15 protein-coding genes and 1 tRNA gene are annotated in these 13,653 nt (G+C 63.1%); 1 reads left to right on the forward strand and 15 read right to left on the reverse strand.

Features of this window, described 5'->3' with window-relative positions:
- Positions 1-293: 293 nt before the first annotated feature.
- The 3 genes from HMPREF9440_RS00015 to hemE form a co-directional block, all read right to left on the reverse strand.
- Positions 294-368: transfer RNA gene (locus HMPREF9440_RS00015), tRNA-Arg, on the reverse strand.
- 25 nt (positions 369-393) lie between these two features.
- Complete coding sequence (gene priA / locus HMPREF9440_RS00020) at positions 394-2,403, reverse strand: replication restart helicase PriA (RefSeq protein WP_008540288.1); 2,010 nt, start codon at positions 2,401-2,403, stop codon at positions 394-396.
- Positions 2,404-2,700: 297 nt separating this feature from the next.
- Positions 2,701-3,765, reverse strand: a complete 1,065-nt coding sequence (gene hemE / locus HMPREF9440_RS00025) for a uroporphyrinogen decarboxylase (RefSeq protein ID WP_008540290.1) — start codon at positions 3,763-3,765, stop codon at positions 2,701-2,703.
- A gap of 35 nt (positions 3,766-3,800) precedes the next feature.
- Between hemE and HMPREF9440_RS00030 the strand changes: the two genes are divergently transcribed.
- Positions 3,801-4,130, forward strand: a complete 330-nt coding sequence (locus HMPREF9440_RS00030; RefSeq protein ID WP_008540292.1) for a DUF167 domain-containing protein — start codon at positions 3,801-3,803, stop codon at positions 4,128-4,130.
- Positions 4,131-4,136: 6 nt separating this feature from the next.
- On the opposite strand, the gene HMPREF9440_RS00035 is transcribed toward HMPREF9440_RS00030, so the two are convergent.
- The 12 genes from HMPREF9440_RS00035 to HMPREF9440_RS00090 form a co-directional block, all read right to left on the reverse strand.
- On the reverse strand, positions 4,137-4,538 hold the full coding sequence (locus HMPREF9440_RS00035; RefSeq protein WP_050816027.1) for a universal stress protein: 402 nt from the start codon (positions 4,536-4,538) through the stop codon (positions 4,137-4,139).
- Positions 4,539-4,752: 214 nt separating this feature from the next.
- The gene (locus HMPREF9440_RS00040; RefSeq protein WP_008540295.1) at positions 4,753-5,172 is read right to left on the reverse strand and encodes a F0F1 ATP synthase subunit epsilon; all 420 of its coding nucleotides are present in this window, start codon (positions 5,170-5,172) and stop codon (positions 4,753-4,755) included.
- 74 nt (positions 5,173-5,246) lie between these two features.
- Positions 5,247-6,650, reverse strand: coding sequence for a F0F1 ATP synthase subunit beta (gene atpD, locus HMPREF9440_RS00045; RefSeq protein ID WP_008540297.1), 1,404 nt, complete (start codon positions 6,648-6,650; stop codon positions 5,247-5,249).
- A 31-nt stretch (positions 6,651-6,681) separates the two neighbouring features.
- Positions 6,682-7,566: a F0F1 ATP synthase subunit gamma gene (atpG, locus tag HMPREF9440_RS00050; protein ID WP_008540299.1), complete on the reverse strand. Its 885-nt coding sequence runs from the start codon at positions 7,564-7,566 to the stop codon at positions 6,682-6,684.
- Between the two features lie 29 nt (positions 7,567-7,595).
- Positions 7,596-9,137, reverse strand: coding sequence for a F0F1 ATP synthase subunit alpha (gene atpA / locus HMPREF9440_RS00055; RefSeq protein ID WP_008540301.1), 1,542 nt, complete (start codon positions 9,135-9,137; stop codon positions 7,596-7,598).
- A gap of 19 nt (positions 9,138-9,156) precedes the next feature.
- Positions 9,157-9,708 (reverse strand): F0F1 ATP synthase subunit delta, encoded by a 552-nt coding sequence (locus HMPREF9440_RS00060; RefSeq protein WP_040763117.1) that lies wholly within the window; start codon positions 9,706-9,708, stop codon positions 9,157-9,159.
- Between the two features lie 2 nt (positions 9,709-9,710).
- Positions 9,711-10,181 (reverse strand): F0F1 ATP synthase subunit B, encoded by a 471-nt coding sequence (locus tag HMPREF9440_RS00065; protein WP_008540305.1) that lies wholly within the window; start codon positions 10,179-10,181, stop codon positions 9,711-9,713.
- 95 nt (positions 10,182-10,276) lie between these two features.
- Positions 10,277-10,519, reverse strand: a complete 243-nt coding sequence (gene atpE / locus HMPREF9440_RS00070; RefSeq protein ID WP_008540306.1) for a F0F1 ATP synthase subunit C — start codon at positions 10,517-10,519, stop codon at positions 10,277-10,279.
- Between the two features lie 67 nt (positions 10,520-10,586).
- Positions 10,587-11,411 carry a F0F1 ATP synthase subunit A gene (gene atpB, locus HMPREF9440_RS00075; RefSeq protein WP_008540307.1) on the reverse strand — a complete coding sequence of 275 codons (825 nt, stop codon included), beginning with the start codon at positions 11,409-11,411 and terminating at the stop codon, positions 10,587-10,589.
- Positions 11,412-11,423: 12 nt separating this feature from the next.
- Positions 11,424-11,780, reverse strand: coding sequence for an ATP synthase subunit I (locus HMPREF9440_RS00080; protein WP_008540308.1), 357 nt, complete (start codon positions 11,778-11,780; stop codon positions 11,424-11,426).
- A gap of 186 nt (positions 11,781-11,966) precedes the next feature.
- Positions 11,967-12,836, reverse strand: a complete 870-nt coding sequence (locus tag HMPREF9440_RS00085; protein ID WP_008540309.1) for a ParB/RepB/Spo0J family partition protein — start codon at positions 12,834-12,836, stop codon at positions 11,967-11,969.
- Positions 12,833-13,609, reverse strand: coding sequence for a ParA family protein (locus HMPREF9440_RS00090; protein WP_008540310.1), 777 nt, complete (start codon positions 13,607-13,609; stop codon positions 12,833-12,835). Before HMPREF9440_RS00090 ends, HMPREF9440_RS00085 begins: the two co-directional genes overlap by 4 nt.
- Positions 13,610-13,653: the final 44 nt, after the last annotated feature.

Raw genomic sequence — 13,653 nt, forward strand, 5'->3', positions numbered from 1 at the left:
AGAAAGGGCCCCGGTGAAGAGGTTCCTTTAACGGGTTTGGTGAACGTCGGATCTTTCGAGAGCGCCTCAATCTTCTTACGGATCCCAAGCGCGGTGAGGGGTTGAGCTTTGCGGGGCATGTTAGTGGACTGACGTTAGAGATTCTTGGGCTGGATCCCAGTCCCCTAACCAGTCTACTAACAAACGTCGGATTTTAGTGGACTGTATCGGACTTCTCCGGACAGTGCTCTAACCAAAAAATCCTTATCTTTGCTTGACAATCGGACGTTCTCGGACGCCATTGGATTTGAATTTGGTCCCCACGACAGGAATCGAACCTGTAACGCGGCCTTCGGAGGGCCGCATGATATCCATTTCACCACGTGGAGCGGGATCCCGAATTATACACGGCCCTCAGGCTTCGAGCGGGTCGACTTCCATCGTCCATTCGACCCCCGCGCGGGCGCGCAGACTTTGGCGCCAGCGCGCGAGAAAGGCTTGGAGCGCCGGACGCTCGTCGGCTTCAACGAGAAGCTGCGCGCGCTCGACGTTCATGAGCCGCATCAGGGGCATCGGCACCGGGTCATAGATGCGCACCTCGGGGGGCGCCTCCCGCATGCCGATTTCGACCGCTTCGGTGAGGAAGAACTCGGCCTCCGCCAAGCTCTTCGCCTCGGCGTAGAGCATCGCCTGATGGACGTAGGGCACGGCCATGTTGGCGCGGCGGTCTTCCAACACCGCATCCGCGAAGGCGACGTAGTCCTGGCGCGCCAGGGCCGCAAAGAGCGGATCGTCCTGAAAGCGCGTCTGGATCAGCACCTCGCCCTGCGCGCCCGCGCGCCCCGCGCGCCCCGCCACCTGCATGAGGGTTGCGAAGAGCTGCTCGCGCGCACGCGTCGCCGGGCTCAGCATCTGCGCGTCGGGGTTGAGCACCACGACGAGGCCGACGTTCGCGAAGTCGTGCCCCTTCGCGACCATTTGGGTACCCACAAGAATGTCGACCTCGCCTGCGTGCACGCGCCGGAAGGCTTCTTCGGCTTCATGGCGCGTCGAGACGCTGTCGCGGTCGATGCGGAGCACCCTGCGGTCAGGGAAGCGCACGGCCAATTCCTCTTCGATCCGCTCCGTCCCGGTGCCCTTCGGGAGAATGTCCGGGTCGCCGCACTTGGGGCACGCGGGCGGAATCCCGGTCTGCCACCCGCAGTGGTGGCAGACGAGGCGCTTCGCGCCCTTATGGAAGACCGTGAAGGTGGAGCAGCGCCGACAGGTGCTCACCCAGCCGCAGGAGGGGCAGGAGAGCACCGGGGCGTAGCCGCGGCGGTTGAGGAAGACGAGCACCTGGCGGCCCGCCTTCAGGGTCGCCTCCATCGCGGCCGCGGCGTCGGGCGTCAAGAGCGTGCGTGCACCCTTCCGGTTGGGGTTCACGAGCCGGATGGCGGGAAGGGTCGCCTCGGCCGACGCGCGCTTCGTCAGCGTCAAGAGCTTGTAGTCGCCCTTTCGCACCTTCGCCCAGGTTTCGATCGAGGGCGTGGCGCTCCCCAGGATCACCGGGCAGCGGTTCTTCCACGCGCGCCAGACGGCGAGGTCGCGCCCGGAGAAGCGCAGACCGTCCCCCGCCTTGAAGGAGGTGTCGTGCTCCTCGTCGACGATGACGAGGGCAAGCTTCCGAAAGCTCGCGAAGATCGACATGCGCGTGCCGACCAAGACGCGCGCCCGGCCCTCATGGACCGCAAGCCACGAGCGGGCGCGCTCGCCGTCCGGAAAGTCCGAGTGCATCGCGACGACGAGCTCGTCGGGAAAGCGTGCGCGCACGCGCGCCTCCAACTGCGGCGTCAGGTTGATTTCCGGGACCATGAGGAGCACCTGCGCCTCGGGGTCCCGCACGAGCGTCTCTTCGATGAGGTGCAGGTACACCTCGGTCTTGCCCGAGCCCGTCACGCCGAAGAGCACCCAGGGGACGTAGCCCCCGGAGGCGAGCACCTGACGGCAGGCTTCGGCCTGCTCGTCGTTGAGTTGGGGACGCGGCCCGGGCTCCCCGCCTGCCGGACCGATCGCGCGGGCCTTTTTGAGCCAGGACTCGTGCCGCACGCCCGGCGCCCGGCGCATGAAGAGCGGGAGCGCCGGCACGGCGCTCTCGCCCCAGCCGCGCTGGTAGTAGAGCGCCGCAAAGCGCGTCAGCGCCAACCATTCGGCATGAAGCGGAATCGTGTCGGAAAGGACCGCCGCGACGCGGCGCAGCTTCTTCGCGGGCACCTCCGTCACGGGCGAGAGTCCCGTGACGATGCCCGGAACCTTTCGCGTGCCGAGCGGCACGATCACGCGGTCGCCCGGTGCGAGCAGCATCCCTTCGGGGACGCGGTAGTCGAGGGCGCCGAGTCCCGGCGCGTCCACGATCACCGCCGCAAATTGTTCCGCTTCAGCCATGGGTTCGATCCTCTCCTTGATGCGAGAACACTAACGCAATCCGGGCTTTCGCGTTGGGGCATGGGCGAAAAGACCTTGTTTGAAAACCTGTGGATAACTATGTGGATTTCTGCCTTTGCACGCTTCCCCCTACCCTATCCACCCCATGTCAAAGAGCGCGAACTAAGCACCTACACACGATAGGTTCAACCGTCCTTCAGTCAATTCGGAGAAAAACGAAAACCCCAGGCATTGACACCCGGGGTTTCTCAGGCTTGTGCACAAGAGTAGGCGCTCTTGTGTACAACTTCAGGCCGGTCAGTGATGACGGCGGCTGTAGCTGTGCACTTCGTCGACGAGAATCCGGACGTTCTCGACCGGCGTGAACTGGTTGATGCCGTGGCCCAAATTGAAGACGTGGCCGCCCGCGCCCACTTCACCGTAGGCGTCGAGCACGCGGCGGGCTTCGCGGCGGATCGTCTCTTCGTCGCCGAAGAGCACGAACGGGTCGAGGTTGCCCTGGAGCGCGACGCGGTCGCCCACGACGCTCCTCGCGCGCGTGAGGTTCACCGACCAGTCGAGGCCCACGGCGTCGCAGCCGATCGAGGCGATGTCGGCGATCCATTCGCCGCCGCCCTTCGTGAAGACGATCGAGGGCACCTTGGCGCCGTCGTTTTCGCGGATGAGCTTTTCGACGACCTTCTTCGTGTAGGCGAGCGAGAACGTCTGGAAGTCGCCGTCGGCGAGCATGCCGCCCCACGTGTCGAAGATCTGCACGGCCTGCGCGCCCGCCTTGATCTGGGCGTTGAGGTAGAGCGCGACCGCTTCGGCGTTCACTTCGAGAATGCGGTGGAAGAGGTCCGGGCGGCGGTACATCATCGTCTTCACGGTGCGGAAGTCGCGCGAGCCGCGGCCTTCGACCATGTAGCAGGCGAGCGTGAAGGGCGAACCCGAGAAGCCGATCAGGGGCACGCGATTGTTGAGCGCCTTGCGGATGCTCGAGACGGCATCCATGACGTACTTGAGTTCGACGTTGGGGTCCGGGGCCGCCAACTGCGCGACCGCGGCTTCGTCCTGGACGGGCTTCGCGAAGACGGGACCTTCGCCCTGCACGAAGGAGAGGCCGAGGCCCATGGCGTCCGGCACCGTCAGGATGTCGGAGAAGAGAATGGCCGCGTCGAGACCGTAGCGGTCGATCGGCTGGAGCGTCACCTCGGTGGCGTAGTCGGGGTTCTGCGCGAGACCCATGAAGCTCCCCGCGCGCGCGCGGGTTTCGCAGTACTCAGGCAGGTAGCGGCCGGCCTGGCGCATGAGCCAGAGCGGCGTAAAATCGGTCTTCTCCCGGCAAAGCGCACGCAAAAAGGCGTCGTTGGTCGGTTTCATTCTCAAGGGTCTCCCAAAACCGAGCCGTAGCTCGTATGTCGTCAGTTGAATTGTTTTCCGCGGCCGACCGCTGGTGCGTCGCCTCGAAGGCGGGCGTCACCGTGGCGCTGCACGTGCAGCCCGGCGCGAAGCGCAGCCGCGTGGTGGGCGAGCACGGCGAGCGGCTCAAAGTCGCCCTGCAGGCGCCTCCCGTCGACGGGAAGGCCAATCAGGCGCTCGTCAAGTTCCTCGCGGGCGTCGCCGGCGTTCCGAAGAGCGCCGTCGAGCTCATCGCGGGCGAGACGAGCAGAGAAAAGCGGCTCGAAATCCGGGGCGTCGAACGCGCCGGACTTCTCGCCGCTCTCGCCGAAGCGCAGAACGCCTGAGGGCGCTCAGCGCACGACCAGCACGGGGCGGTCGGCCTGATGGAGCACCTTCTGGGTTTCGCTCCCCAGGAGGAACGAACCGATGCTCCCGAGACCGCGGCTCGCCATCACGATGTAGCTCACGTCGTGACGGTCCGCGCACTCCAGAATCGCCTTCCAGACGGCGTCGGAATGCTCGGCCACCACTTCGCACTCGACGCCCGCTTCCTCAGCCTTGCGGGAGATGGCGGCGAGACGGTCGCGCACGGCCTCATCCTCGGCCTGAAAGCCCGCAGCGGGCGGCGGCGCGAGCACGGCGGTGACGCCGATCAGCTTGGCGCCCAACGCCTTCGACAACGCGACAGCGCTCTCCACAGCCTTGTCGCTCAAATTAGACCCGTCCGTCGTTACGAGCACCTTAACAGTCATTCCGAACTCCATGAAACGCCCGGCATTCCGGGGCGGATGGTGCTTCTCCCCATGCCGGGAAAAGCTTCACGCGCGGCCTCCGGATAACCGGGAGGCGCGCCTCACATAATGGAATCCTAGCGCGAAACGAACCGGAGCGCTCCAAAACGAACGAGGCGCCCTTCCCTTTCGGGGAAGAACGCCTCGTCGGTCGTAGGGCTGCGGACGACGCCGATCAGCGCGTCTGCTGACGAATCTTCTTGATCGCCTGAAGCTCGGCGGCCAGGGCGGCCATTTCGGCTTCGATCTTCGCGATCGCGAGTTCGCCCGTCGCGTTCTGGCGCGCGGCGCGGGCTTCCTCCAACGCCTTCTGAGCCTTGGCCTCGTCGAGGTCCTGGCTGCGGATGGCGGTGTCGGCAAGCACGGTCACCACGTCGGGCTGAACTTCAAGCACGCCACCCGCCACGAACACCTGTTCGACTTCCTTGTTCGGCAGATGAATGCGCACGAACCCGGGGCGAATGAGGGTGATCAGGGGAAGATGGCCGGGCAGGATGCCCAGTTCGCCAGACTTGCCCGGAAGCGACACGAGCTCGGCATCAACGGAGAGGATGTTCTCCTCCGCGCTGACGACGTCGACTTTGATGGTAGCCATTAGAGTTGCTCCGTTTGGTCAGGCTCCGGAAACCCGGCTCCGTACCGAGGGCGCGGGGCCGGATCGGTCCGGTGTTACTTGAGGGTCTTGGCCTTTTCGAAGGCTTCGTCGATCGTGCCGACCATGTAGAAGGCCTGCTCGGGAAGCTCGTCGCATTCGCCGTTGACGATCATCTTGAAGCCGCGGATCGTTTCCTTGAGGGGAACGTACTTGCCGGGCGCGCCCGTGAAGACTTCCGCCACGTGGAACGGCTGCGAGAGGAAGTTCTGGATCTTGCGGGCACGCATGACCGTGAGCTTGTCCTCAGGCGCGAGTTCGTCCATGCCGAGAATGGCGATGATGTCGCGGAGTTCCTTGTAGCGCTGGAGCGTTTCCTGCACGCGGCGGGCCGTCGTGTAGTGCTCTTCGCCGATGATGTTGGGGTCAACCTGACGCGAGGTCGAGTCGAGCGGGTCGACGGCGGGGTAGATGCCCAGCGCGGCGATGTCACGCGACAGAACGACGGTGGCGTCCAAGTGGCCGAAGGTCGTCGCGGGCGACGGGTCGGTCAAGTCGTCGGCAGGGACGTACACGGCCTGGATCGACGTGATCGAACCGGTCTTCGTCGAGGCGATGCGTTCCTGCAGCTTGCCCATTTCTTCGGCGAGGGTCGGCTGGTAGCCCACGGCGGACGGCATGCGGCCGAGCAGAGCGGACACTTCCGTACCGGCAAGGGTGTAGCGGTAGATGTTGTCGACGAAGAGGAGGATGTCGCGGCCTTCGTCACGGAAGGCTTCGGCCATCGTCAGCCCCGTCAGGGCGACGCGCAGACGGTTGCCCGGGGGTTCGTTCATCTGACCGAACACCATGGCGACCTTGTCGAGAACCTTCGACTCGCCCATTTCGTGGTAGAAGTCGTTCCCTTCACGGGTACGTTCGCCCACGCCGGCGAAGACGGAGTAGCCGCCGTACTGCTTGGCGATGTTGTTGATGAGCTCCATCATGTTGACGGTCTTGCCCACGCCGGCGCCGCCGAAGAGGCCGACCTTGCCGCCCTTGGCGAACGGGCAGATCAGGTCGATGACCTTGATGCCCGTTTCGAGCAGGTCGACGGACGGGGAGAGTTCGTCGAACTTCGGCGCTTCACGGTGGATTTCACGGCGTTCGTCTTCGCCGATCTCACCGGCGTCGTCGATGGGACGGCCGAGCACGTCCATGATGCGGCCGAGGGTCTTCGGACCGACCGGGACGGAGATGCCCTTGCCGGTGCTCGTGACCTTCATGCCGCGCTGGAGACCTTCGGAAGAGCCCATGGCAATGGTACGGACGATGCCGTCGCCAAGCTGCTGCTGCACTTCGAAGGTGAGGCCGGATTCGGCCAGGGTGTTGCTTTCGTCCTTTTCGAGAACGAGCGCTTCGTAAACCTTGGGCATGGCGTCGCGGGGGAACTCGATGTCCACCACAGCGCCGATGACCTGAACGATCTGTCCGATACTCATGGGTGTTCCTTAGTATTCGTAACTTTTTCCATTAAGACACGGCAGCGGCACCACCGACGATTTCGGTGATTTCCTTCGTAATGCCGGCCTGACGGGTCTTGTTGTAGACGAGTTGCAGTTCGCCGATGAGCTTCTTGGCGTTGTCCGAGGCCGCCTTCATGGCAACCATACGGGCGCTCTGCTCAGAGGCCATGTTTTCCGCAACTGCCTGATAAATCAGGGCTTCGACGTAGCGCTTCAGAAGCTCGTCGAGGACGGTCTGGGCGTTGGGCTCGTAGAGATAGTCCCACGAGTACCCGCTCTTCGTCTCGGTTTCGGCGGCGCCGAAACGGTCCGCCGTGAGCGGAAGCAGCTGCTCGATGACGGGCTGCTGCTTCATCGCGTTGACGAAGCGCGAATAGGCCAGATGCACGGAGTCCACCTTCCCTTCCATGAACGCCTTGATCTGCACCGTGATGGCGCCGATCAGGTTGTCGAGGTTGGGATGGTCGCCAAGCTGAACGACCTGGCTGACCACCGGCACGTTGAGGCGCGTCAGGAAGCCGAGACCCTTGTTCCCGATCGCCGTGGCGTCGATGGCGACGCCTTCGGCGTTCCAGTCCTTGATTCGCTGAAGAACCAAGCGCTGGATGTTGGTGTTCAAGGGGCCGGCGAGGCCCTTGTCGGTCGTGACCATGATGAGGCCGACCTTGTTCGCACCTTCGTGCTTGGCGAGGAACGGATGCTTGTACTCGGTGTTCGCTTCCGCGAGGTTCGAGCAGATCACACGGATCTTGTCGCCGTACGGGCGAGCGGCAAACATCCGGTCCTGCGCCTTGCGCATCTTCGAGGCCGCAACCATTTCCATCGCCTTGGTGATCTTGCGCGTGTTCTGCACGCTCTTGATCTTTCCGCGAATTTCCTTAGTACTGGGCATGGGTTTGGGTCCTCTAGGATCAGTCTGGCTTAGTAGGCGCCGCTCTTCTTGAATTCGTCGATGGCGGCCTTGAGCTTGGCCTCGTCTTCCTTGACGAGTTCCTTCTTGGCTTCGATCGACTCAACAAGATCAGCGTGATGCGTCTTGAGGTACTCACGCATGCCGCGTTCGACGCGCAGAGCGTCGGCCACGGTCACGTCGTCGTACGCGCCGCAGTTGACGGCGTAGAGCACGAGCGCTTCTTCCCAAACCTGGAGCGGCTGGTACTGAGGCTGCTTCATGAGTTCGGTCACGACGCGGCCGCGTTCGAGCTGCTTGCGCGTGACGTCGTCGAGGTCGGAGGCGAACTGCGCGAAGGCCGCGAGTTCACGGTACTGCGCGAGCGCGAGACGCACGCCGCCGCCCAACTTCTTGATGATCTTCGTCTGGGCCGCACCACCGACGCGGGAAACCGAAATACCCGGGTTGATGGCGGGACGGATACCAGCGTTGAAGAGGTCGGTTTCAAGGAAGATCTGGCCGTCGGTAATGGAAATGACGTTCGTCGGAACGAACGCGGTCACGTCGCCGGCCTGGGTTTCAATGATCGGCAGAGCCGTCATCGAACCCGTCTTGCCCTTGACGGCGCCCTTGGTGAAGCGCTCGACGTAGGCGGGGTTCACGCGCGCGGCACGTTCGAGGAGGCGCGAGTGGAGGTAGAAGACGTCGCCCGGATAGGCTTCACGTCCCGGCGGACGGCGAAGCAGCAGCGAGATCTGGCGGTAGGCCCAGGCCTGCTTCGTCAAGTCGTCGTAGACGATGAGGGAGTCTTCACCGCGGTCGCGGAAGTATTCGCCCATGGTCGCACCGGCGTACGGGGCGATGTACTGCATGGCGGCGGATTCCGAGGCCGTGGCGGCCACGACGATCGTGTATTCCATGGCGCCGCTTTCTTCAAGCTTGCGCACGACGTTGGCGATCGTGGAGGCCTTCTGACCGATCGCGACGTACACGCAGATCAGGTCCTTGCCCTTCTGGTTGATGATCGTGTCGATGGCGACGGCGGTCTTGCCCGTCTGACGGTCACCGATGATGAGTTCGCGCTGGCCGCGGCCGACGGGAACCATCGAGTCGATGGACTTCAGACCGGTCTGCACCGGCTGCGAAACGGACTGACGGTCGATGACGCCCGGGGCGACCTTTTCGACGACGTCGAATTCCTTCGCTTCAACGGGGCCCTTGCCGTCGATCGGCTGGCCGAGCGCGTTCACGACGCGGCCGATGAGTTCGCGGCCGACGGGAACGGAAAGGATGCGGCCGGTCGTCTTGACCGTGTCGCCTTCCGAGATGTGCTCGTATTCACCGAGAATCACGGCGCCGACGGAGTCGCGTTCGAGGTTGAGCGCGAGGCCGTAGGTGTTGTTGGGGAACTCCAACATTTCGCCCTGCATCACGTCGTGCAGACCGTGAACACGGCAGATACCGTCGGTCACGGAGACCACGGTACCCTGGGTGCGAAGATCAGCGGAAACGCCGAGGCCTTCGATACGCTTCTTCAGCAGTTCGCTGATTTCACTGGGATTGAGTTGCATCTTACAGCTCCGAATTTTTTTAGGCGGTGAGCGTCGTCTTCATCTGGGCGAGACGGGCGCGAACGGACGCGTCAAGAACCTGGTCACCGACGCGCACGCAGACGCCGCCGATGAGCTCGGGGTTGACGGTCACGACCGGGTGAAGGGTCACGCCGGGAAACTTCTTCGCGAGCGCGTTGAGCAGACCGTCGATGTCGGCCTGGCTCAATTCGAACGCCGTCTCGATATGGGCGTCGGCGACACCATCGGACAAATTCTTGAGTTCACGAAACTGACGGGCGATCTCCGGCACAGCTTCCAGACGACCGTTTTCGACGACCACACGCAGGAGATTGGCGACTTCCTGGGGAAGATCCTTGCCGACGACGCCGGCGATCAGGTCGAAGAGTTGATCATCGGTCAGCTTGGGGTCGCCAACCAGCAGGGCCAGCTGCGGGTCCGCAACCGTGCGCTCAAGAGCGTCGACGGCTTCGACCGCACGGGCCAGGTCCTCAGCGCCGGCATTACGCTCGCGGAGAGCCTGATTCAGGCCCTGAGCGTAGGGGCGCGCAATCGTCGAAAGTTCAGCCATAGTTAGAGCTTCGCCTTCAATTGTTCAAGCAACTGGGCGTGAACCGTCTTGTCCACTTCGCGAGCGAGGATCTGCTCGGCCCCGGCAACGGCCAGCGCGGCGACTTCGCCGCGGAGCTGTTCGCGGGCACGCTGCATTTCCTGAGCGGCCTCAGCCTTGGCGGCTTCAATGATTCGGTCGGCTTCAACCTGGGCCTGAGCCTTGGCGGCATCGATCACCGCCTGGGCGCGCTTTTCACCGTCAGAGACGAGCGAGGTGGCGCGGCCGCGGGCCTCGGCTTCGATGGCCTTGCTCTGCTCGGCCGCCACGGCAAGAGCCTTTTCGCCCTTGTTGGCGGCGGCGAGGCCGTCCGCAATCTTCTTTTGCCGCTCTTCAATCGCGTTGATCAACGGCGGCCAGATGTACTTCATGGTGATCCAGGCACCAAGGAAGAACACGACCATCTGTACAAACAGAGAGGCATTAATGTTCATTGTTGAACCCCGTTATGTCAGCCGCGCCGGGAATGGGATGTGGGCGCAGCTGACGGCGTCATTAAAAGAAAAGACGTTTGCTTGCGACGGCTGAATTAGCCGACGAACGGGTTGGCAAAGGCGAACATCATGGCGATACCGACGCCGATCAGGAAGGCCGCGTCGATCAGGCCGGCGAGGAGGAACATCTTCGTCTGAAGGGGTTCCATGAGTTCGGGCTGGCGGGCGCAGGATTCGAGGTACTTCGAACCCATGATGGCAATGCCGAGGCAAGCGCCGAGGGCGCCGAGGCCCACGATAAGACCGCAGGTAAGAGCAACGAAAGCGACGTTGGTCATTTGAATAAACTCCTTAACCGTAAAAAGGGAGTAGTTGAGTAAAGGAAAGAAAGTTGAAATCTATCTGTTAGTGGCTGCTGTGCGCCTGGCCGATGTAGACCAGCGTCAGCATCATGAAGATGAACGCCTGCAACAGAACGATCAGAACATGGAAAAGCCACCAGACCAAGCCGGCCGCGACTTGTCCGAGCCCAGCGCTCACACCCCCAAGAGGGCCGAGCTCAAGAGCGAAACCACCCAGAAGGGCGATCAGGAAGAAGACCAACTCGCCGGCGTACATATTGCCGAAGAGTCGCATCCCCAACGACACGAATTTGGCGGCGTACTCGATGATGTTCAACAGGAAGTTGAACGCCCAAAGAGCGGGATGCTTGCCAAAAGGCGCCGTAAACAGTTCAACCACGAAGCCCGTGGCGCCCTTGACCTTGATGCCGTAGTAGAAGAGCAGGAGGAGGACGCCGAAGGAGATGCCGAGGGTACCGTTGATGTCGGCGGTGGGCAGCGGGCGGAGGTAGTGGAGGCCGAAGAAGCCGGCGATCCACGGGAAGAGGTCGACCGGGATCAAGTCGATGGCGTTCATGAGCGCCACCCAGCAGAAGACGGTGAGCGCGAGGGGGGCGATGAAGGTGCGGTCGCCGTGGACGATGCCCTTAGCCTGGTTGTTCACCATTTCGACGAGCATTTCAACGGCGCACTGCATCTTGCCCGGGACGCCGGATGTGGCGCGCTTGGCGCCGGCACGCAGAAGGAAGAACACGCAGACCATCATCAGAATCGAGAAGAAGATGGTGTCGTAGTTCACGATGGAGAAGTCAACGATCACACCCTGCTTCATCGAAGACAGGTGGGTCATGTGATGTTGGATGTACTCAGTTGCGGTAGGTCCTTCCATGGGTACCGATCCTTAGTATTTTTTGAAGAGAATGACGAAGTAGCTGCTTACGGCCGCCACGATTCCGATGAGGACGGCCGGCCAGTGCAAGTCTTCATAAACTCCAACCGCGATGCCGATGACGGCAGCGAAGGCCAGAATCCGGACAAATTCTCCGACGAGCACCGTGTACGCTCCGGGATTTCCGCGGCGCTTGCGCATGACGATAACCGCGATCAGCACGCTCGTCGGAAAGGCATAGGCCAAACCGCCGATCATGGCTGAAGCCGCACCGTCTGCACCGAAGAAGAGTGCTGAAACAAGAGCTGCAAAAAGTGTAAGAGCATACTGCGCAAGAGAGACGCGCATCATATCAGAAACGGCCAACATTCTTACGCAACACGGGGTTGGGAATTTGAATCGTCCGAAATTGTAGTTTCACGAAAAGTCTTAAACAACTAGTCGTAAGCTGTAACAACCTACCCCAATCAGGGTAGCTGTCCGCGGGCCTGATTCTACTCAAAAACCCGTAGAAGACAAGCGATTTAGTCCGACTTTTTCGCTTCGATAGGCTCGTCAGCCGCGGATGCGGCGCACGATGCTCGTAAGCTGCTCAAGGTTTTCGAAGGCGATGACGATGCGCCCGCGCCCCTTGGCGCTCGCCGTGATCGACACGTCGGCGGCCAATTCTGCGGAAAGCGCTTCTTCAAGAGGCGCGCCGCTCTTCTCGTCGTCCTTGATCTTGATGACGACGCGGCGGCGCGGCTGCGGGGCGCCCTCCCTGCGGCGGCGCACGAGCGTTTCGGTCTGACGCACCGAGAGGCCCTTCTCACGCACCGCCTTCGCGGCTTCGCTCTGCGCGGCGCCCGTGAGCCCGAGAAGAGCCCTGGCGTGCCCCATGTCGATTTCGCCGCGGCGCAGGGATCCCTTCACGTCCTCTTCAAGGGTGAGCAGGCGCAGGAGGTTCGTCGTTCCCGAGCGGGAGCGCCCGACGGCGTTCGCCGCCTCCTCGTGCGTGAATTCGAATTCGTCCATCAGGCGCTTGATGCCTTCGGCCTCTTCGATGGGGTTCAAGTCCTCGCGCTGGATGTTCTCAATCAGCGCCATCGCGGCGGCGCGCCGGTCGTCGACGTCGCGCACGATCGCGGGAACGCGGTCGAGCCCGGCGAGCTTCGCGGCACGCGTGCGGCGCTCACCCGCGATGATTTCGTAGCCGAGCCCCGAGGGACGGACGATCACCGGGCTGATGACGCCTTCGCGGCGGATCGAGGCCGCAAGTTCCTCAAGGGGTTCCTCCGCCCAGTCCGTGCGGGGCTGATAGCGCCCGGCGTGGAGCTCCGCGATCGGGAGCTCGATGATCTGGCGGACTTCGTCGAAGTTGACGGAATCGTCCGGACCCAAAAGCGACTCAAACCCGCGGCCGAGACCCTTCTTGTTCAAGCTCATGCCTTGGCTCCTTCGAGTCGGCGGAGCATTTCATCCGCAAACGCCGTGTAGGCGCGCGCACCCTTGCTCGAGCGGTCGTAGACGATGCCGGGCTGGCCGTAGCTCGGCGCTTCGGCCAAGCGCACGTTCCTCGGGATGATCGTCTCGTAGACGCGGTCGCCGAAGTGGCGCGAAAGCTGTTCGCTCACCTGCTGCTGGAGCGTGATGCGCGGGTCGAACATGACGCGCAGCACCGAGAGCATGCGAAGACGCGGATTCTTTTCCGCGTGGATGCGCTTCACCGTCGCCACGAGGTCGGCGACGCCTTCGAGAGCGAAGTACTCGCACTGCATCGGGATGATGATCCCGTCCGCCGCGCAGAAGGCGTTGAGCGTCAGCATGTTGAGGCTCGGCGGGCAGTCGATGAAGACGTAGTCGTAGCGGGAGGAAACCTGCTCCAGGGCGCAGCGCAGGCGGTGCTCGCGCTCGGGGAGGTTCACGAGTTCGATTTCCGCGCCGGAGAGCGCGCGGTTGGCAGGCAGCACGTCGAAGCCCGCCTCTTCCGAGCGGCGCACGACGTCGTCGAACGCCGCTTCGCCCAGAAGGAGCTCATAGACGGAACGCTCGAGGTCGCGCTTTTCGATGCCGCACCCCATGGTGGCGTTCCCCTGGGGGTCGAGGTCGACCAAAAGGACCCGACGGTCGCGCTGCGCCGTCGCGGCGGCGAGGTTGACGGCCGTGGTGGTCTTGCCGACGCCGCCCTTTTGGTTCGCAATGCAGAAAACGTGACCCATGCTTCTTCTGTCGTGGTTGCCGGGCGCAGTCCGCCCAAAGCGGA

The organism is Sutterella parvirubra YIT 11816, from assembly GCF_000250875.1.
Taxonomy (GTDB): Bacteria; Pseudomonadota; Gammaproteobacteria; order Burkholderiales; family Burkholderiaceae_F; genus Sutterella; species Sutterella parvirubra.